The 19873-nt window shown below is 64.4% G+C and carries 24 protein-coding genes; all 24 read right to left on the reverse strand.

Translation table 11 applies throughout. The annotated features are described in order from the left end of the window. Nucleotides 1–15: 15 nt before the first annotated feature. Nucleotides 16–336 (reverse strand): HesB/IscA family protein, encoded by a 321-nt coding sequence (locus ACTZWT_RS18550; protein WP_444771152.1) that lies wholly within the window; start codon nt 334–336, stop codon nt 16–18. Nucleotides 337–764: 428 nt separating this feature from the next. Continuing rightward, nucleotides 765–1478: a nitrogen fixation protein NifQ gene (locus ACTZWT_RS18555; RefSeq protein ID WP_444771153.1), complete on the reverse strand. Its 714-nt coding sequence runs from the start codon at nt 1476–1478 to the stop codon at nt 765–767. A gap of 11 nt (nt 1479–1489) precedes the next feature. Next, on the reverse strand, nt 1490–1804 hold the full coding sequence (fdxB, locus tag ACTZWT_RS18560; protein ID WP_444771154.1) for a ferredoxin III, nif-specific: 315 nt from the start codon (nt 1802–1804) through the stop codon (nt 1490–1492). Between the two features lie 61 nt (nt 1805–1865). After that, complete coding sequence (locus tag ACTZWT_RS18565) at nt 1866–2072, reverse strand: CCE_0567 family metalloprotein (RefSeq protein WP_444771155.1); 207 nt, start codon at nt 2070–2072, stop codon at nt 1866–1868. Nucleotides 2073–2083: 11 nt separating this feature from the next. Beyond that, nucleotides 2084–2548: a NifX-associated nitrogen fixation protein gene (locus tag ACTZWT_RS18570; protein WP_444771156.1), complete on the reverse strand. Its 465-nt coding sequence runs from the start codon at nt 2546–2548 to the stop codon at nt 2084–2086. 1 nt (nt 2549) lies between these two features. Then, a complete protein-coding gene (gene nifX / locus ACTZWT_RS18575) occupies nt 2550–2948 on the reverse strand; it encodes a nitrogen fixation protein NifX (protein WP_444771157.1) in 399 nt (132 codons plus the stop codon). A 46-nt stretch (nt 2949–2994) separates the two neighbouring features. Further along, nucleotides 2995–4368, reverse strand: a complete 1374-nt coding sequence (gene nifN / locus ACTZWT_RS18580) for a nitrogenase iron-molybdenum cofactor biosynthesis protein NifN (protein WP_444771158.1) — start codon at nt 4366–4368, stop codon at nt 2995–2997. Between the two features lie 10 nt (nt 4369–4378). Next, the gene (gene nifE / locus ACTZWT_RS18585; protein WP_444771159.1) at nt 4379–5845 is read right to left on the reverse strand and encodes a nitrogenase iron-molybdenum cofactor biosynthesis protein NifE; all 1467 of its coding nucleotides are present in this window, start codon (nt 5843–5845) and stop codon (nt 4379–4381) included. A 51-nt stretch (nt 5846–5896) separates the two neighbouring features. Further along, nucleotides 5897–7456: a nitrogenase molybdenum-iron protein subunit beta gene (nifK, locus tag ACTZWT_RS18590; protein WP_444771160.1), complete on the reverse strand. Its 1560-nt coding sequence runs from the start codon at nt 7454–7456 to the stop codon at nt 5897–5899. Between the two features lie 92 nt (nt 7457–7548). Next, a complete protein-coding gene (gene nifD / locus ACTZWT_RS18595; protein ID WP_322514464.1) occupies nt 7549–9012 on the reverse strand; it encodes a nitrogenase molybdenum-iron protein alpha chain in 1464 nt (487 codons plus the stop codon). A 66-nt stretch (nt 9013–9078) separates the two neighbouring features. Beyond that, a complete protein-coding gene (gene nifH / locus ACTZWT_RS18600) occupies nt 9079–9978 on the reverse strand; it encodes a nitrogenase iron protein (RefSeq protein WP_444771161.1) in 900 nt (299 codons plus the stop codon). A 589-nt stretch (nt 9979–10567) separates the two neighbouring features. Continuing rightward, entirely contained in the window at nt 10568–11470 is a 903-nt protein-coding gene (locus ACTZWT_RS18605; protein ID WP_444771162.1) for an SIR2 family protein, read from the reverse strand. An 11-nt stretch (nt 11471–11481) separates the two neighbouring features. Beyond that, nucleotides 11482–11769 (reverse strand): hypothetical protein, encoded by a 288-nt coding sequence (locus tag ACTZWT_RS18610; RefSeq protein WP_444771163.1) that lies wholly within the window; start codon nt 11767–11769, stop codon nt 11482–11484. A gap of 2 nt (nt 11770–11771) precedes the next feature. Beyond that, the gene (gene nifT / locus ACTZWT_RS18615; protein ID WP_444771164.1) at nt 11772–11978 is read right to left on the reverse strand and encodes a putative nitrogen fixation protein NifT; all 207 of its coding nucleotides are present in this window, start codon (nt 11976–11978) and stop codon (nt 11772–11774) included. A 12-nt stretch (nt 11979–11990) separates the two neighbouring features. Further along, entirely contained in the window at nt 11991–12248 is a 258-nt protein-coding gene (locus ACTZWT_RS18620) for a nitrogen fixation protein NifZ (protein WP_444771165.1), read from the reverse strand. Continuing rightward, on the reverse strand, nt 12248–12547 hold the full coding sequence (locus ACTZWT_RS18625) for a nitrogen fixation protein NifZ (RefSeq protein WP_444771166.1): 300 nt from the start codon (nt 12545–12547) through the stop codon (nt 12248–12250). Before ACTZWT_RS18625 ends, ACTZWT_RS18620 begins: the two co-directional genes overlap by 1 nt. Continuing rightward, nucleotides 12544–13350, reverse strand: coding sequence for a 4Fe4S-binding leucine-rich repeat protein (locus ACTZWT_RS18630; RefSeq protein ID WP_444771167.1), 807 nt, complete (start codon nt 13348–13350; stop codon nt 12544–12546). The genes ACTZWT_RS18625 and ACTZWT_RS18630 overlap by 4 nt, the downstream gene beginning before the upstream one ends. Beyond that, nucleotides 13340–13879, reverse strand: coding sequence for a hypothetical protein (locus ACTZWT_RS18635; protein WP_444771168.1), 540 nt, complete (start codon nt 13877–13879; stop codon nt 13340–13342). Before ACTZWT_RS18635 ends, ACTZWT_RS18630 begins: the two co-directional genes overlap by 11 nt. A gap of 1 nt (nt 13880) precedes the next feature. Next, entirely contained in the window at nt 13881–14237 is a 357-nt protein-coding gene (locus tag ACTZWT_RS18640) for a HesB/IscA family protein (RefSeq protein WP_444771169.1), read from the reverse strand. Nucleotides 14238–14246: 9 nt separating this feature from the next. Continuing rightward, nucleotides 14247–14468, reverse strand: coding sequence for a 4Fe-4S binding protein (locus tag ACTZWT_RS18645; protein ID WP_444771170.1), 222 nt, complete (start codon nt 14466–14468; stop codon nt 14247–14249). 23 nt (nt 14469–14491) lie between these two features. After that, nucleotides 14492–16051, reverse strand: coding sequence for a nitrogenase cofactor biosynthesis protein NifB (nifB, locus tag ACTZWT_RS18650; RefSeq protein ID WP_444771171.1), 1560 nt, complete (start codon nt 16049–16051; stop codon nt 14492–14494). A gap of 210 nt (nt 16052–16261) precedes the next feature. Then, complete coding sequence (locus ACTZWT_RS18655; protein WP_444771172.1) at nt 16262–16456, reverse strand: 4Fe-4S dicluster domain-containing protein; 195 nt, start codon at nt 16454–16456, stop codon at nt 16262–16264. Nucleotides 16457–16724: 268 nt separating this feature from the next. After that, a complete protein-coding gene (gene nifA / locus ACTZWT_RS18660) occupies nt 16725–18476 on the reverse strand; it encodes a nif-specific transcriptional activator NifA (RefSeq protein WP_444771173.1) in 1752 nt (583 codons plus the stop codon). 291 nt (nt 18477–18767) lie between these two features. Next, the gene (locus ACTZWT_RS18665) at nt 18768–19565 is read right to left on the reverse strand and encodes an SDR family NAD(P)-dependent oxidoreductase (RefSeq protein ID WP_444771275.1); all 798 of its coding nucleotides are present in this window, start codon (nt 19563–19565) and stop codon (nt 18768–18770) included. Between the last annotated feature and the right edge of the window lie 308 nt (nt 19566–19873).

A 19873-nucleotide genomic window follows, 5' to 3' on the forward strand; every position in this document is an offset into this window, starting at 1 on the left:
GTGCAGAAGAAGTCCTCAGCCGAACGATTTGCCGCAGCCGCATTTGTTCTCGGCGTTGGGATTGTCGAAGGTGAAGCCGGAGCCTTCGAGGCTCTCGACGAAATCGATCGTCATGCCGTTGAGCAGCGGCTGGGAGTCGGGGTCGACGAACACCATGACGCCGCCGGCTTCGACGACCGCGTCGTCGGAGCGCGGCGCGGGGTCGAGCCCGATCAGATATTTGTAGCCGGCGCAGCCGCCGGCCTCGACCATGATACGAAGTCCGCCTTCGGTCTTGCCGGCGCGAGACATCGCAGCCTTGACGGCGTTACCGGCTTGTTCGGTCAGGATGATCATGATCGGCCTCCGTGCGTTGGGTCCGACATGAGTAACTGCAACCGCCGTGCCAGCCTGTGGCGGCGCAAAAAGGTACTGATTTCGCTGTCTATTTTTGATCACCGCGACCAATGTCGGGGTTGCGACATGGTCGCGAAGGCGACGGTTTCCGACAATCGATCGCAGCTAACGTCTGCTCTCACCCCGTCATCAGGCAATGCCTGACCTCTCCCCGCGCGCGGGGAGAGGTCGACCAGGCTCCGCGCAGCGGAGCCGGGTCGGGTGAGGGGGCGCATCAACGAGTCTGAGCGTTTCGAGAAGAACTCTTCGCCGGCCGACAATCACTATCAACGCTCGACCTCTGTGCGACGCCCCCTCATCCCACCCTTCTCCCCGCGCGCGGGGAGAAGGAGCAGGCCGTGCGCGCGGCGACGTTGCGTGGCCCGAACTCACGCCACTCCCGCGGCGCGTTGGTCGATCTCGCGCCGGCGGCCGGCCATGCGGCTTTCGCCGCTCTCGTCGCCGAAGCATTCGGCGAAATCATTGCACTGCGAACACACCGGCGCGCTGCACATCACCATGCCGTCGTCCTCGCAGAGCTTGCGATAGAAGAACCGCTTCCAGCGCATGTTGCGGGTGTTGTCGCGCGCCAGCGGGCCGAAGTGCCGCAGCAGCAGCCGCGTCAGCTCGGTGCGATCGCGCAGGCCGAGATCTTCCCAGAGGTGATCCGGCTCCATCGCCCGGCGCGCCACCATCGCGGCAAGCCAGCGCCCGACCTCGCCCGGCGTCGAGCGATGCGCCAGCAAGAGATCGCGCACCATCGCGGCTTCCTCGTCGTCGACCGGCTCGCCGGCGGCGAGCACCGACAGCAGCACCGAGATGTGCGGGAAGAATCCGGTCACCAGCGCGACGAAATCGTCGGCGCCGAGTCCGCAGCGCTCGTTGATCGGGCCGGGCTCGGAAATCGCCGCCGACAGGATCGAGGCCAGCACATGCCGATCGAACGCGCGGTCGTCGTCGATCAATGCATCGGCCGGCAAGCCGCCGGTGAGCGCGCGATACACGATCGCCGGCGACGACGCGAAGCCGGACGCCGCCACGCGCAGCGGCAGGTCCGCCGCCGGCAACGCGCTTCCGAGCTCCTGTTTCGCCGCGCCGATCATGATCCGCTCCCCTACAACCCGAGTTCGCTGGCCTTGACGTGGGTCTGGCAGGCCTTCGGGCAGACCCGGACGCAGGCCGAGCAGCCGATGCAATTGCCGGCCTTGTCCAGCACCATCACCTTGCGAACGAACTCCTCGTCGTCATCGTCGTCGTTCTCGAGCGAACAGCCGACCAGCTCGCCGTCCTCGTTGACGCCCATCAGATGCATCACGTCGCGCGAGCACACCTTGTGGCAGCGGCCGCAGCCGATGCACTTGTCGCCGTCGATCGCGGTGAGATAGGTCGGCTCCCACGGCTTGCCGTCGCGGGATGAAAAAATCGTCATTGCAATTACTCCTGGCGCGGCAACTTTCCGCGCGGTTCGGGCTAGGTGCGGCGGGCCGCGCTCACGCGGCCTTGGCTTCCAGTTCCTTCAAAGCCTTTCGCGCGGCTTCGAGCGCCGCATAGGCATCCTGGGTCTGCTGCGCGATGGTCATGATGTTCTGCCAGTTGATCGGCAGCTCTTCCGACAAATCGTGCAGATTCATCTTCATCGTCGTCGCGCGCGCGGACAGTTTCTTGATTTCGGCCTTCAGCGATTCGATGTCGGACATGGTTGTTTCCTTCAGAGCGCCGCGACCTCGGGGAATTTCCGGATCATCTCGACGCCGGCATCGACCAGTTTGTCGCCGTCCTCGGCGAGCTTGCCGAGATTGTCGAAGCCGAAGCGGTGGACGTCGCGCATGTGCTTGTTGACGACGATCAGCCGGCCGGCGCTGAGGATCATCCGTCCGAAGCCTTCGTGATGCATCTTCATCATCGGCGACACCATGATCCTGGTCTCGCGCTCGATCGACAGCGCCACCGCGTTGTAGAACAGCTCGAGCCGCCACAGCGTCTCCGGATCCGGATCGCCCATCAGCGGGATCTCGCGGCGCTTGGCCTTGTCGATGATGTAGGGTTCGAGCAGCTTGAGATCGGACTTGCTCTCCCAGACGCCGTGGGTGTCCTGGGCGCGCAGCTGCTTCACCAGCTCCTTGACGAACAGCGAGTCGAGCGCGGCGTCGGCGGTGGCTGCTACTTCGGTCATGTTACACCTCGTCCGCAAAATCGAATTTGCGTTCTTCGCCCTTGAGCAGCGCCTTGCGCAGCCACGGCGGCGGCACGCCGCGCAGCACGCCCTGCAGCTTGACGATCAGTTCGATGATCGGCTCCGGCTGCGCCAGCTTCAGGGGATGCACCTGCGCCGCGACGACGCGCGCAGCACCCGAGCCGCCGATCGCCGCGCAATACACGATGGCGCAATCGCGGATGGCGTCGATCTTGGCCGCGAGCTTGTCCTCGTTGCCGTCTTCCTTCTCCTCGGCGAACTGCACCGCCTCGACGAAGCGATAGTCCTCGGCGGTGACCTCGTAGATGGCGAGGTTCCGGGCCCAGCCGAAATGCGCGTCGACGCGCGTCAGATCCTGGGTGGCAAAGGCGACCTTCATGCCGCGCCTCCGTTGCTGTGCATCGACACTCTCCTTCTGGTCCGAACTAATGAGCCGTAGCCGCCGCATCGACCTGATCCGGGCCGGCGGCGGCGCTGCGCCAGTCATCGACATGCGGTTCCTTGATGGCGGCGATGAACAGATTGCCGATCGCAAAGATCAGATCGCGGCTGCCGCGATAGCCGACCGCGACCTGATGCGCGGCGCCGAGCCGGTCGAACATCGGAATGCCGATGCGGAACAGCGGCACGCCGAGCCGCTCGGCCGCCTGGCGGCCGTGCGAATGCGTCACCAGCAGATCGCAATCCTCGGCGCGCGTCTCCAGATCTTCCAGATCGCCGATCAGCACCTCGTCGGCCGGCACCAGCGCCAGCGCCGGCGATTGCGTCGTCGTCACCGCGGCCGTGACCGTGCAGCCCATGTCGGCGAGCCAGCCGCCGATATTCAGCAGCATGTCCGGCTCGGCGCCGATCGCGACCTGCTTGCCGCCGAAATAGAAATGCCCGTCGAGCATCGCGTCGACCAGCTGGCTGCGCTGTCGGCGATATCTTTGCGGCACCGGCCGGCCGCTGATCTTGGCCAGCGTCGCCATCAATTCGTCGCCCGCCGCGAGCCCGGTGAGCCGCCGCAGCAGCGTGAACGGCACGCCGGCCTTGGCCTCGAGCGCGGTCGCGGCCTTGCGCATCTGCTCGCCGAGCGCGAGCGTGTGCGCCGCGCCGCCCATCGCCGCGACCTCGGCCACCGACACGCCGCCATGGGTGGTCGGGGTGAAATCCTCGGGCAGATGGCCGTCGAGCGAACCGGAGATATCCGGCAGGAATGTCGGCTGCAGGCCGAACGCCTCGATGATGTCGCGCAGCTCGTCGATGTCGCCCGGCGTCAGATGGCTGCCGGCCAGCACGTTGAGCTTGTGCGGATCGCGCGCCACGCCGGGCGCCGGCGCCTCGACCAGCAGATCGACGATCTTGGCGACGGTGGTGGCGAAGCCGTCCTCGAACGCGCCCTTGAAGTCCGGCGTCGACACCGGCACCAGCGCGACGTTCGCCAGTTCGGGATGCTTGCGGCGGACGTCCTTGATGAAGCCGTCGAGATCGTCGCCCTTGATCTCGGTGACGCCCGTCGTGCAGATCCCGATCACGTCGGGCTTCGTGCGGCCGACGATGTTGACGATCGCCTGCTCGACATTGTCGAAGCCGCCGAGCACGGTCGCGACTTCGCTCATCGCCGTGGTCTGCATCGGGATCTGTTCGCGGAAGTGGCGCACGAACAGCACCAGGCCGAACGAGGCGCAGCCCTGCGAGCCGTGCAGCAGCGGCATCGCATTGCGCAGCCCCATCAAGGCCAGCGCCGCGCCGAGCGGCTGACTCATCCGCAGCGGATTGACGGTGCAGGACTTTGTCGAGGTCACGATCTTGCCCATCGCCCGCTCCTCAGGCCACGCGCGCGGCGGGCGCGGCTTCGGCGGCGCGCTGTGCGTCGTCGGCGGCATTGGCGGCGTCGGCGCGGGTCTCCCAGCTCACTTCGTCCCACGGCGGCGCAGAGCGGACCTGCTGCCAGATCGGGTTCGACAGCGCCTTGTCGATCTGCCGCACCATCTCGACGATGCCGACATAGCCACAATACGCGTAAGAGCGCTCCTGATTGATATCCATCCAGGGCATCCGCGCCTTCAGCGCGACGAATTGCGAGCGGCCGCCGGACAGCATGATGTCGGCCTGCGCCTCTTTCAGCATCTTGTACATTTCGCGCGGCCGCAGATCGTCGATCAGATGGACGTCGGGGCTCATCTCCTTGAGCCGCTCCTTGTCCTCCTTGGTCGATTTCTTGACGCTGGTGCCGACGATGGTGAGCCCGGCTTCCTGCAGCGCCAGCACCACCGACCACGACTTCACGCCGCCGGTGATCAGCAGCACCTTTTTGCCTGCGAGCCGCGGCGTATAGGCCTTGATCGCGGCCCAGGCCTTCGCCTCCTCGCGCGCGATCAGCGCCTCGACGCGGTCCATCAGCTCGGCGTCGGCGCCGCGCGCGATCAGGAGCTTCGCGATCTGCCGCAGCGAATCCGAGGTGTCGGTGATGCCGTAGAACGAGCCTTCGAAGTACGGAATGCCGTAGCGCTCCTGCATCTTGCGGGCGACGTTGATCATCGCGGTCGAGCACACCATCATGGCGGCGCGGGCGCGGTGCGACTGCGCCACCTCGTGATAGCGCGCGTCGCCCGACAGGCAGGACAGGATGCGGATGCCGAGCTCGTCGAGCAGCGGCTTGACCTGCCACAGCTCGCCGGCGACGTTGTATTCGCCGATGATGTTGATGTCGTAGGGGGTGGTGACTTCCGGCTCCTGCGTGCCGATCACGTAGTCGAGCATCGCCTCCCCGGCGAGCTTGTTGCCGAGATTCTTCGGCCCGACGAAGCCCGGCGCGATGATCGGGATGCAGGGCTTGCCGAATTTCTCGGCCGCCACCTTGCAGACCGCGACGATGTCGTCGCCCATCATCGCCGGCACGCAGGTCTGATACACGAACACCGCCGGCGGGTCGTACTTCTCGATGATTTCTTTGATCGACCGGAACAGCCGCTTCTCGCCGCCGAACACCACGTCGTTCTCGCTCATGTCGGTGGTGAAGCCGGTGCGATACAACTTCGAGCCCGACGATTTGGTGCCGCGATTGTCCCAGGACGAGCCCTCGCAGGCGATCGGGCCGTGCACCAGATGGGCGACGTCGACGATCGGCTGCAGCGCGATCTTGGCGCCGTCGAAGGCGCAGCCACCGGCGGCGCCGCCGGGCTGCAGCGGTTTGCTGCAGCCCTTCTTGCGTTGCTTCTCGGACTTGGCCTGATTGTCCGCACAGCCGGGCTCGTTGAAGACATCTTGGATCTTGTCTGCGAGACGGCTCATGCGACGCTCCTGAGGATCAGGTAGTCCGAGACTTTGGTATCGCCTCCGGCATCAGCGGATGATGTCGAAGGACAGGTCGGTCTTGCCGGCGATGTTGGTCGCCTTGTCCATCTCGTCGAAGATCTTGTCGAGGATCTTGACCAGCACGTTCATCGTGCCCTGATAGCCCCAGATCGGCGAGCGGTGGTGGTGGTGGCGATCGAACACCGGGAAGCCCATGCGGATCAGCGGCGTGCCGGTGTCGCGCTCGAGATACTTGCCGTAGGTGTTGCCGATCATGAAATCGACCGGCTCGGTGAACAGCAGCGAGCGCAGGTGCCAGAGATCCTTGCCGGCGTAGACCTTGCAGTTCGTGCCGAACGGCGAGGACGCCAGGAGCTGGTTGACCTTCTCTTCCCAGTTCTTGTTGCCGTTGGTGGCGAGAATATGGGTCGGTTCGCCGCCGAGCTCGAGGATGAATTCGGCCAGGCCGTAGCACAGGTCCGGATCGCCGAAGATCGCGAACTTCTTGCCGTGGATGTGCGCCGAGGAGTCGCCGATGGCGTCGACCAGCCGGCCGCGCTCCTTGGTCAGCGCTTCGGGGATCGCCTTGCCGGTGATCCGCGACACCGCCTGCAGGAAGCGGTCGGTGCCGGTGATGCCGATCGGTGAGTTGAGCGCGACCACTTCCTGGCCGTGCGCCGCGATCGTCGCCAGCGTCTTTTCGGTGCAGAATTCCTGCATCGAGATCGTGCCCTTGGCGTGGATGGCGTTGGCGGCCTGCTCCAGCGTGGTGCCGCCGTCATACATCCGGAATTCGCCGTCGGCCGGGGTATCCCAGACGTCGCTGTTGTCGCCGAAGATGGTGTAGTCGACGCCCATCAACTCGAAGATGCGCTTGACCTCGCGGATGTTGCCGACGGTGTTGCCGTCGAAGCCGCCGAGGAAGTTGACCGACTCGTTGGGCTGGCGCTCGAGCTTCGGCGCGGTGCCGGACTTGCCGTCCCAGAAGTGCTCGACCACGCCCTTCATGGTGTTGTCGTAGCCGGTGATGTGGCTGCCGACGAAGGCCGGGGTGTGGGCGTAGGTGACGTCGAAGTCCTGCGGAACCGAGCCCTTTTCCTTCGCGTTCTTGATGAAGGCGTTGAGGTCGTCGCCGATCACTTCGGCCATGCAGGTGGTCGACACCGCGATCATCTTCGGCTTGTACAGCGCGTAGGAATTGGCCAGGCCGTCGATCATGTTGTTGAGGCCGCCGAACACCGCGGCGTCTTCGGTCATCGACGACGAGACGCAGGAGGTCGGCTCCTTGAAGTGCCGCGAGAAGTGGCTGCGATAATACGCGACGCAGCCCTGCGAGCCGTGCACGAACGGCAGCGTCTTCTCGAAGCCCACCGCGGCGAACACCGCGCCGAGCGGCTGGCAGGCCTTGGCCGGGTTGATGACCAGGGCTTCACGAGCGAAATTCTTCTCCTGATATTCCTTGGTCTTGGTCCAATCCGACACGCGCGCGACTTCGGCTTCGCCGACGGCGTTCTCGAACTGCTTGCGCTTGTTGTCCATCATGTCCGCGTATTCGGGCTGATGGAAGAGATCGAAATGATCCCGGATCTTTTCTGCGGTCTCGGTCATGTTGATGTTCTTTCCCAAGGAATTCGGGGACACGGCGCTTCCGGTGGATCGCACCGGAAGCCTGTGTGACGAGTGGGTTCAGCTCCGAACCGTCAGCTCCAAGGTGCCTTGGTCAGCTTCCAGATCGGGGCGTTGATGGCGATGTCCATGTCGCGGGCGAAGATGGCGAAGCCGTCATAGCCGTGATACGGACCGGAATAGTCCCACGAATGCATCTGGCGGAACGGCACACCCATCTTCTGGAAGATGTACTTTTCCTTGATGCCGGAGCCGACCAGATCGGGCCGGACCTTCTCGACGAACTTCTCGAATTCGTAGCCGGTGACGTCGTCGTAGATCAGCGTGCCGTCCTTCACGTAGTGGGTGGTGCGCTGATAGTCGTCGTTGTGGCCGAATTCATAGCCGGTGCCGACCACTTCCATGCCGAGGTCTTCGTAGGCGCCGATGACGTGGCGCGGACGCAGGCCGCCGACATAGAGCATGACCTTCTTGCCTTCGAGGCGCGGACGATAGCGATCGACGATCGCCTGCATCCGCGGCTTGTACTTGGCGATGACGCGCTCGGCGCCTTCCTTGATCTTGTCGTCGAATTTCGCGGCGATCTCGCGCAACGAGGCTTCGATCTTGGTCGGGCCGAAGAAATTGTACTCGACCCACGGGATCCCGAACTTCTCTTCCATGTGCCGCGTGATGTAGTTCATCGAGCGGTAGCAGTGCAGGATGTTCAGCTTCGCCTTCGGGGTGTTCTCCAGCTCGGCGATGGTGCCGTCGCCGGACCACTGCGCGATCACGCGCAGGCCCATTTCCTCGAGCAGGATGCGCGAGGCCCAGGCGTCGCCGCCGATGTTGTAGTCGCCGATGATCGCGACGTCATAGGGGGTCGATTCGAAGGTGGCGACCTTGTCGCCGGCCTTGTCGAACACCCAGTCGCGGATCACGTCGTTGGCGATGTGGTGGCCGAGCGACTGCGACACGCCGCGGAAGCCTTCGCAGCGCACCGGGATGATCGGCTTGCCGTCGTATTGCTTGGTCTTGGCCTTGGAGACCGCCTCGATGTCGTCGCCGATCAGGCCGATCGGGCATTCCGACTGCACCGAAATGCCGCGGTTCAGCGGGAACAGCTCCTGAATTTCGTCGATGATCTTGCCGAGCTTCTTGTCGCCGCCGAAGACGATGTCCTTCTCCTGGAAATCGGAGGTGAACTGCATCGTGCCGAAGGTGTCGATGCCGGTGACGCCCTTGTAGTAGTTGCGGCGCGAACCCCAGGAATACTGGCCGCAGCCGACCGGACCATGGCTGATGTGGACCATGTCCTTGATCGGACCCCACACCACGCCCTTGGAGCCGGCGTAGGCGCAGCCGCGGATCGTCATCACGCCGGGGATCGACTTGATGTTGGACTTGACCGAGCACTCGGCCTTTTCGGCCTCGTAGGTGTTGAGGTGCTTGGCGCGGCGCTTGGCGGATTTGTCCGGATAGGCTTCCAGGACTTCGCCGATCAGCTGCTTGTTGCGTTCCTTGATGTCCGCGGGGGATTCTGCGACTGCGGTGCTCATCGTTGTTCCTCGTGTAAGGGGCCGCCGGGGAGCCGGCCGCGCGAGGCGGCCGGCCCGGCTGATGGATCAGGCGGTTGCGGCGGCCGCCTTGGCGGCTTCCTTTTCGGCGAGCTCGGCGAGCGCCTGCTCGTCGGTCTTCATGATGCCGAAGTCGAGCAGCATGCCTTCCAGCTCTTCCATGGTGATCGGCGTCGGGATCGTGCCGTTGCCCGAGTTGGCGTGGATCTTGTTGGCCAACTGGCGATATTCCTGCGCCTGCTGGCTGTCGGGCGCGTATTCGATCACGGTCTGGCGGCGCAGCTCGGCGTGCTGCACGATGTTGGCGCGCGGCACGAAGTGGATCAGCTTGGAGTTCAGGCGGCCGGCCAGCGCTTCGGCGAGGTCGAGCTCGCGGTCGGTCTGGCGCTCGTTGCAGATCAGGCCGCCGAGGCGGACGCCGCCCGACGAGGCGTACTTCAGAATGCCCTTGGCGATGTTGTTGGCGGCGTACAGCGCCATCATCTCGCCGGACATCACGATGTAGATTTCCTGGGCCTTGTTCTCGCGGATCGGCATCGCGAAGCCGCCGCAGACCACGTCGCCGAGCACGTCGTAGGAGACGTAGTCGACGTCCTCATAGGCGCCGTTCTCTTCCAGGAAGTTGATCGCGGTGATGACGCCGCGGCCGGCGCAGCCGACGCCCGGCTCCGGGCCACCGGCTTCGGTGCACTTGATGCCCTTGTAGCCGATCTTCATCACGTCTTCGAGTTCGAGGTCCTCGACCGAGCCGGCTTCAGCGGCGAGGCTGAGCACGGTGTCCTGCATCTTGGTGTTGAGGATCAGGCGGGTGGAGTCCGCCTTGGGGTCGCAGCCGACGATCAGGATCTTCTGACCGAGCTCGACCAGCGCCGCGAGGGTGTTCTGCGAGGTGGTCGACTTGCCGATGCCGCCCTTGCCGTAAAATGCGATTTGCCGAAGTGCCGCCATGTTTTCTCTCCGTTGTTCTCGAGCCGTTGATCGATGTGCGCGAACCGCGCAGCCTCATTCAGTTAAACCGTCGCACGGCCCAGAAGCGGATGTTGCCCTTCGCAGGAACTGCTCAGCCAACATCCCTCGCCTTGCTGATCCCTGTTTTGCAACCGCCGTGCCAATCGCTGCGGCGAGTGAAAAGGCGAGCATTTACGTGCGGATAGCGAACAATCGGGGGTGTCCTACGCAGATGTTTCGAATCCGACATGCGGTGTCTTCGGCCGACATCGCGGCGACCGGCTGTTAGAAACGAAACAAACTGATACCGGCGGCGGGGCTACACGAGAGATCGTCGCAATTGGCGTTCCGCCATTGCCCCCGTCATTGCGAGGAGCGACAGCGACGAAGCAATCCACGCCCCGCATGAGGCCTGGATTGCTTCGCTTCGCTCGCAATGACGGAGACGCCGACTGCTCGGTGCCAGCCGCGCCGGCATGCCCGGCCTTAGGCTGGGCATTAACGTCTTCTGCGCTCTTTGGGCCAAGACGTGGATGGCCGGGACAAGCCCGGCCATGACGCGAAGGATGCGCGTGGTGAGTGAGACGAGCTACGCCGGCAGGCTCTGGTCCTGCAGCATCGGGGCGAGCGCCGCGACGAACTTCGCCAGCGGCCAGTCGATCCGCTCGATGTTCTGCTCTTCGAGGAAGCGCTCTTCGTTGCGGGTCAGGGTGTCGGGCAACACCGCCCAGTGACGCGCCGAGGAGCGCTTCATGATCTGACGCGCGAACAGACGGTCGAGCTGATTGTCGAAGCGGCAGCCCATGAACAGGAAGTGCCGGCCGCGGCGCAGTTCCTGCACCGCGAACGGAATCGGCGTCTGAATGTCGATCTCGGTCAGAACCTCGACGAAATCGCTGTCGGACACCAGATAGTTGGTGGCCGGCGCCACCGAGCCGAGCGGCTGATACAGCAGCGTCCCCCAGGCCTGCGCCTCGTCGGGCGTCGGCGCGAACAACGGCATTTCGCCCTCGACGACATTCGGATCGGGCCCGGTCACCTCGCTGCCGTCGGGGCGATAGTAATTGACCCAGCGGCCGTGATGCTCGGTCTGGCTGACGCCCTGCGCCATCCCCCAATCGGCGCGGCCCGCGAGCGCCTTCTGCGGCACGTCGTCGTACCAGGCGTGGACCAGCAGCGGCAGATCGGGAATCGCCGCCAGCATCCGGTGCAACTGGTTCGGCGCCGCCGAGGCGCGAAAGGCTTCCGTCATCAGCGAAGACAGCGTCTTGCGGTGCTTGAAGTTCTCGATGTACTGCGCCGCGCCGGTGAGATTGGTGCGGACCTTGTGCGGCACCGTCGTCTTCGCCGTCAGCCGCGCCACCAGCTCCAGCGGCGTCGCCGGAATCGGACTGGCCTCGGCGCCGAGCGCCAGCGCGCCGCAGCCGAGATAGGGAATGGCCTTGCCTCGCGCGAAAGCCGCGGCGACGTCATCGAACAGTTGGGCCGGCATAACGGTCTCCTTCACGACGCCCGCGATGGCGCGGCGGCCTTGTGATGCGCGACGACCAGCCCGGTCGCCCGGGCGGGATCGCCGGTGATCGTCCAGCAGTGATCAGAACTGTCGACCAGGTAGAGGCTGAGCTGCGGACAGACGCGAAACGGCTGCTCGTGATCGACGTCGGAGGCGTCGCATTGGGTCAGCGACAGGCCCGGAAACTGCTGCCGCAGGTTTGCCACCAGTTTGCCGCAAGCCTCCGCATCGCCGAGCAGCGCGTCCAGCCGGGTGAGATCGTCGGCGGAAAGGGCCATGATCAGTTCAGCTTGCGGGCTTCGACGGTAATCGGCAGCCGGGTATCGGCCGCCATCGCCGGCAGTTCGAGTTGCCAGCCATTCGCCAGCGTGACTTTACCGCCCCACAAGTCCGGGTTTTCCATATCGATAATCGCCTCTTCGAGATCCTTTTTGGCGACATAGGCCGAGAGCTTCCCGGCCTCGGATCTGCGGATCATCACCTTCATCGATTCAAGTCCTTACATTTGGCCGGCGCGCGACGGCGCGAGCGGGGCGATTTCGTCCTCGAGGCAGCCGACGACGCGATTGCCTGCGAATTCAACCAGATAGACCGGCCGTTGGGTCTCTTCGTGCAGTCCGATCCGGACGATCTCGCCGGGATCGCCGCTCTTCACCAGCAGCGCATCGAGCGGCGCGTCCGGAAAGCTGCCGTCGTTGAACAGGTCGACCTCGGCGCGAACCGGTTGACCCCATTGATATTTCGGCTCCGGACCCATCACGCCACCTGCTGCGAGGCGGGCTGTTCGACCTCGGCCGAGACCAGCTCCTTGCGCTTCATCCCGACGATCCGGCCCTGCGCGACGAAATCGACGCCGTAGATGTAAAACTGCTGCAGGAAGGTGCCGATCGAGACGACGTAACCCTCGTCGCCCTTCTTCACCAGCACGTCGCCGATCTCCTTGCCGGGAAAGGTGCCGTCGTTGCGGACGTTGATCTTCGCCCTGACCTTTTGGCCGTATTCGAATTCCGGCGGACCATCGAGTTCGACGATGTCGCTGTCGCGGCTGATATTCATGGTGTCGACTCCGTCACGGGCGTTGCATGGGGTTGGGACGATGCCGATCGCGCCGGCCCGGTGAAGCCGGTGCGGCTGCGGACCAGCTCCCGCACCAGCGGATCGGGATCGTCCAGCAGCTCGGCCAGTTCGTAGGTGTCGACGCGGCTCGCGACTTCGTAGCGAATCCGCCAGTCCGCATCGTCGATCATCGCCAGCAGGCGGCCGGGCGACATCCGCCGCGCCGCCTCGAGCCGGACGTCGCCGTCCTTGTCCATCGCGATCTGCGCCAGCCATTCCGGGCCGATCCGGCGCGCCACCTCGCGGCGGACGCCGCTGTCGGGATCGAGCACCAGCAGCGGCAGCAGGCCCGGCGAGGCCCGCTTCGCCACGATCTGACGGACGTAGTAGTCGCTGTCGTTGACCATCGGCCGCAGATCTTCGTCGGAAAGCACCGAGGCGATGCGGATCCGCACCTCGCGATGCGGATCGGCGCGGAGCGGCAGCAGATAGCGCTTCGGCAGCCGCCGCGCCGCGCTCCAGCGCACCGTCTCGTCGGGGTCCTGCAGCAGCCGCGGCAGCAGGAAGACGGTGGCATAGCCGGCCGCGACCGCGCGGACTTCGAAATAGGGATGCACCAGATAGTCGTCGGCGAGCGCGCGGTTCTGCTGGAAGAAGCGCTCCAGCCGCCGCGCATAGCGATCCTGCACGCAGGCCTTCTTCAATTCGCAACGGCCGGCCGACAGCAGTTCGCGGTGCGGGCAAGACGCGCAATCGACCTCGTTGCCTTGCCAGTCGAGGGCTTCGTCGATGTCAGTCGTCATCGACCTCCCCTATCCGCCGCCAGACGTCGTGCAGCACGCCGGCATTGACCTTGTCGGAGGGGTCGAGTTCGAGCAGCTTCTCGATCGCGGCATGGCCTTCGTCGACGTCGCCGACCCGCATCCGCAGATAGGCGTAGGCTTTCAGCGCGAACAGATAGAACCGCGGCAGGATGGCGGAGAAGCTGGAGAATTCGGCGTCGCTGCGCCGGACCTTGCGCCAGTCGGCGTCGAGACCGTTGTCGCGCGCCGCCTTCTGCAGGCAGATCTCGGCGACGCGCAGCGCCTCGGCGAGCCGGCCTTTGTAGAAATAGAAGCGATACAGCCCGATCAGCACGGCGGCGTGATCGGGCGCCAGCGCCTGGGCCTCGCGCAGATGCTGCTCGGCGACGGCGTCGCTCTGATAGTCGCGTCCGGCCAGTTCGAGATGCCGCTGCGCCTCGGCCGGCAGTCCCGCACCGAGCAACGCGCCGCCGAGCAGCGATTGCTCGGGTCCGGACATCGTCAGCTCGCTGTGCAGGACATCCGGCATCTCAGAAATCCCGTAGCTGATGCAGATTCTGCTTCGGCGCTTCGACGGTGCCGTCGGAGCACTGGCAGCTCGACGGCTTCGGATCGTGGAAGATGAAGCCGCTGGACGTCGGCGTTTCCATGAAGTCGATCACGACGCCTTCCAGCAGCTTGAAGCTGTCCTCGGGGATGAACAGTCGAACATCGCCATGTTCGACGACCTGATCCCCGGGCCGCGGCGACGCTTCGATGTCGAACGCGGCCGACAGGCCGGAGCAGCCGCCGGAGGTGACTGCGAGGCGGAAGCCGCCGGAGCCACCGCTGAGCCGGACCATCCGGCGAATGAACTTCTCGGCCGAGGGCGTCAGATCAAGGTCCATCGTCTCACCTCAAGCAGCGCTGGCGCGCGGGACGGAATTGTCGATCACGCAGGTGCCGTCGACCGGGCACACTGCGACGCATTGCGGCACATCGAAATGGCCGATGCATTCGGTGCATTTCGACGGGTCGATCATGAACACGCCGCGCTTCTCGGTGATCGCGACGTTGGGGCACTCCGGCTCGCAGGCCGAGCAGGAGGTGCATTGCGACGCGACGATCTTGTAAGCCATGGTCGGTGCCCGCTGCCCTGACGTCAGCTCGCGACGAACGCGCCCTGGCGGATATCGGCGTCACCACGGGCGACGTGGCTGATCTCCGACTTGCCGACGCGTTCGAGATAGTCCTTGAAATAGGCGATCACCGACTGCTCGATATATTCGAAAGCGTAGTCCTCGACCGCCTCGATCCCGGCGCCGGCCAGAGAATCCTTCGGGCAGAGACCGATCTTGGCGACCAGCACCGCGGTGCAGTCGTTCAGCGCCTTGAGGATCGGCTCGATCCCGGTCTCGCTGGCATAGCCGCCCTCGCAATACAGATCGACGCGACGATGGCCGATGAACTTGGCACCGGCGGTCGAGACTTCGTAGATCTGGAATTCGTGAGCGTGGCCGAAATGCTCGTTGATCACGCCGCCGCCCTTGGTGGCGATCGCGACCTGGATCTTGATGGTGGCGGTTTCGTCGGCGAGCGTCGCCAGTTCGCGCTGCTTGGCGGCCGCGATGGCGTCACGCTCGGCCTCGACCTTGGCCTGATAGGCCTGGCGCGCGGCGAGATCGTATTCGACCTCCATCTCCATCACCTTGTCGGTGGTGAATTCGGCGCTGCGGTCCTCGCCGAGCAGGCCGACCGCGTCGGCGCGGCACTGCCGGCAGTGCCGCATCATGTTCATCTCGCCTTCGCAGTCGTCCTGCAGCGCCTTGAGTTCCTGCGCCGACGGGCCGCGACGTCCTTCGAGACCGAACACCGTGCCGTGCTCCGGCTCGGAGATCAGCGGCATGATGTTGTGCAGGAAGGCGCCGCGCGACTTCACCGCCTTGTTGACCTCGATCAGGTGCCGGTCGTTGATCCCCGGGATCATCACCGAATTGACCTTCACCAGGATGCCGCGCGCGGTGAGCATCTCGAGCCCGAGCAATTGCCGCTCGCTGAGGATCTTCGACGCCTCGACGCCGGTGTAGCGGCGGTGGTTGTAGAAGATCCACGGATAGATCTGCGCGCCGATCTCCGGATCGATCATGTTGATGGTGATGGTGACGTGATCGACATTCATCGCGGCGATCTGCTCGACATAGTCGGGCAGCATCAGGCCGTTGGTCGACAGGCACAGCTTGATGTCGGGCGCCGTTGCGGTCACCAGTTCGAAGGTCTTGAAAGTCTTCGCCGGATTGGCGAGCGCATCGCCTGGGCCGGCGATGCCGAGCACCGTCATCTGCGGAATCGTCGACGCGACCGCGATCACCTTGCGGGCCGCCTGTTCGGGCGACAGCTTCTCGCTGACGACGCCCGGACGCGATTCGTTGGCGCAATCATATTTGCGATTGCAGTAATTGCACTGGATGTTGCACGCCGGCGCAACCGCGACATGCATGCGGGCGAAGTGATGATGCGCCTGTTCGCTGTAGCAGGGATGGTTCTTGACCTTCTCCCAGATCTCCGGTGGCAGATCGCCCTGTCCCGCCGCCGAGCCGCAACCGGATTTGCCGTTGCCGCCGGTGCTGCTGCAGCCGGATTGCGCGGCGCCCTTCCGCAACTCGTCGAAGGAAGTCGCACCAGGTGCGCCGAAGTCGTGCAGCGTGAGGAGTTTCTTTTGCATGTCCGGCCCTCGTTCGAGCGCCGCGCGACGGGCGCGGCAGATCCGTTGGAGACTGCGCACGACCGAGCCAGCATGTCTGGCGCGGCGATCAATTGACGAGGGCAAGCGCCGTCGCTTCGCGGCAGGCGCCGGGACAATCCGACGCCGTCACGCTGATGGGGTCGCTCGCAGGCTTCGATGCAGGCGGCGAGCCTGCATGAAGCGGATCAATCAGGCCGGCACGCAGGTGTTGTCGACCGGGCAGACCGCTACGCATTGCGGCTTGTCGAAATGGCCTTCGCACTCGGTGCACTTGACGGCGTCGATCACATAGGTGCCGCGCTTCATCGAGATCGCGGCGTTCGGGCATTCGAACTCGCATGCGCCGCAGACGGTGCACTGAGAGGTGATGATCTTGTAGGCCATAGGGGTCTCCTGGTTTCGCAGACGTTGCGTTGAACAACTGTCTTTCAAGCCCCGTGCCAGTTGGCCTTGTGATTGATTTTAAAGGACTATCGCAGTTGGCAAGAAAGCCGGCGGTGTCGGGGGCCTGACACTTGTCGCAAGTCTGACAGGTCGGAGCGGAGCCCTAAATAGACGAGAGCTTCGGTCTGATCACGATCAGGACCGAAGCTCTCGATGACCAGATGCGATTGTCAACGCGAACCAGTACCAACTTCCCGCGGAGACGCTGTCAGAAGTGCTTGAGCTCGATGTCGTGCTTCTTCAACGCATAGCCGATCTGGCGCGGCGTCAGCCCGAGCAGGCGAGCGGCCTTCGCCTGAACCCAGCCGGAGCGCTCCATCGCGCTGATCAGACGCTCGCGCTCCGACATCGGCGCTCCATTGGCCGTTTCGGCCTGGACGGGTGCCGACCCCGGATCCGTCGGCGCGCTCGCTTGCTCACGCGTCGACACGACTTCGAGCGGCGCCTTGCGGGGCATGACCTGCAGCGGAATCTGCGGCCGCGGCCGCACCGGCGCAGGTTCGGCGTGGCCCTTCCACAGGATCGCCGACAGGCACTCGTCCTGATGGCAGGCGAAATCGCTGTCGGTGATTTCCGGCCCGACCGCCAGTGTCGCCGTTCTTCGCACGCAGTTTTCGAGTTCGCGAACGTTGCCGGGGAACGAGCACGCCTTCAGCAGTTCCAGCGCATGCGGCTCGAACTGCAGCTCGCGATCGTTCTCCTTGTTGAAGTTCTTCAGAAACTCGCTCGCCAGCAGCGGAATATCGGTCGGCCGGTCGCGCAGCGGCGGCAGGATCATCGGCACGACATTAATCCGGTAGTACAGATCAGCGCGGAATTCCTTGCGTGCGACGGCTTCTTCGAGATTGCGGTTGGTCGCCGCGACGATCCGGACGTTGACCTTGATGGTCTGGTTGCCGCCGACCCGCTCGAATTCCTGCTCCTGCAGCACGCGCAGCAGCTTGGCCTGGAACGACGCGGAGATTTCCCCGATCTCGTCGAGGAACAGCGTGCCCTTGTCGGCGAGTTCGAAGCGGCCCTTGCGCGAGGCGATGGCGCCGGTGAACGCGCCCTTCTCGTGGCCGAACAGCTCCGACTCGAGCACAGACTCGGGCAACGCCGCACAGTTGATCTTGATGAAGGGACCGTTGGCGCGCGCCGACAATTCGTGGATCGCCTTCGCGATCAACTCCTTGCCGGTGCCCGATTCGCCGCGCAACAGCACCGGCGACTGCGATTTGGCGATGATGCTGACCTTGGCGAGCAGCGTGCGGATCGCCGGGCTCTCGCCGACGATGCCGTCGACCCGCACGCGCTTGCGGTCGCGCTGCGGCTTCAACTCGTACAGCTCCTTCTGCAGCCGATGGCTCTCCGCCATCAGTCGCTCGCGATCGCGCGCCACGACGCGGTGCAGCTTCACGGTCTGGCCGATCAGATTGGCGACCATGGTCAGGAAGCGCACATCGGCGTCCATCCTGAAATTCGACTGCCCGTCGCGAACCCGATCGATCGTCAGGGTGCCTACGACCCGCGAATCGATCCGGATCGGAACGCCGATGAACGACACGCGGGTCTCGTCGGTCGCGCCCAGCGCGAGCGCGTCGGCGGCAGAGAACATCGGATGCGACGACACATTGTCGGCCACAAGAGGTACCGAAGTAGCGACGATCTGGTCGATGGCTTTTTGCGGCAGCCGCGCGCGATAGCGGTTGTCGCTGCCTTCATTCCAACCGACGCCGACGGTGATGTCGGGAACGCTGTCGTCGGCCAGCAGCGAAACGACGCCGTTTCGCATCTGCAGAAAGGACTGCAGCAGATTGACGACATTGGCGAGCGTGACTTCGAGTCGCGCCGGCGCTGTGAGGATCTTGGAGATCTCGAAAATACCGGTAAGCGCAATCTCACTCAGCGGTATCGGGTTCTGGTTCATCGGCTGCCGCGATTGCTCGCTCTCGACAAGACGTACTTCGCGCTGAGCCATTGCTATCTCCATCGCTCCTGAGACTTCCCCCCTTAGTTCCGGAGCATTACGAGATTGTGTATGATCCTCAACCAGATGTCGTGCTCAACTTGGCTGCATCACTGAGGAAGTTGATAGCGGTACCTGCACAGTTCGTCGCCAGAGCGAAAGTGTATGAATATGCACTGATTACTTAGTTACCAGCGAAAACAGCAACGTTTCGCATTGATGCAGCGCAAAACAGCCCGATGAAAAGACACGCAGTTGTGCGCGGCCCACAGCATGCTCATCGAACTAATTGCAAACTGGTCGCTAGACGCGCTGGCCGCCGTTGATGTGAATTTCCTCGCCGGTGACGTAGCTGGCGGCATCCGAGCACAGGAAGAACATCACCTTTGCGACTTCCTCCGGTGTCCCGATACGGCGCATCGGGATCGTCGGCGCCAGCATCGCCTCGGTTTCGGGCGACAGGATATCGGTCTTGATCTCGCCCGGCGCGATGGCATTCACGCGGATTCCGTAGGGTGCGTAGTCGTGCGCCATTTCGCGGGTGAGGCAGGTCAGCGCTGCCTTCGAGGTCGCATAGGCGCTGCCGGCGAACGGGTGCACGCGCGAGCCGACGATCGAGGTGACATTGACGATCGAGCCGCCACCGGCGCGCAATTCGTCGAACAGTCCCTGCGCCAGCATCACCGGGGCCAGCAGGTTGACGTGGAACACGCTCATCCAGGTCCCGACCGGCGTATTCAGCGAAGTGAGGCGCTCACCCTCCGGGCTCTTCGGCGAGATTGCGGCGTTGTTGATCAACGCGCTCAGCGGCCCTCCCGCCAGCTTCTCCTTGAGCTCGTCGATTGCGCGCGGCAGCGCCCGATGATCGGCCAGTTCAACGGCGACGTGGTTTTCCATGCCGGTGGCCCACGGACAGCGATCGTCGGAAAACGGCTGGCGCGAGCAGGTGATGATCCGCCATCCGGCGTCGGAAAACAGTTTCCCGGTGGCGTGGCCGATGCCGCGGGAGGCGCCGGTCAGCACCAGCGTCTTCTGCTTGCCCGAACGGGCCTCGTGTTGATCGTTGTGAAACGGACATGCTCCGCCGCCGGCAGCCGGCATTCCCGGCACGTTGACCTCCGCTCCATGCCCCCCCGGATGTCCTGGCCGTTCGGCCTGCAACGGCTCGCTGTGCACGGGCGCCTCCACTGCTTGTTTCATTGACAAGACTTTGCATGAAATGGGCCAAGGATGGGCTAAGGGTTGCCGCATCGGCTTTTCAAGCGCTTTCCGGCCCTTTGTTGCCAGCCAATGTCATTAGACCGACATGGCGAAACGTGGCCGGCCCGACAAAGCGTGGTGTTTCCGACACCGCGCGCGGGATTCCGCGGTACTCACCGACAGTTTCGACAGTTCCGTACAATGGTCCG

The organism is Rhodopseudomonas sp. NSM, from assembly GCF_052445935.1.
GTDB lineage: Bacteria > Pseudomonadota > Alphaproteobacteria > Rhizobiales > Xanthobacteraceae > Rhodopseudomonas.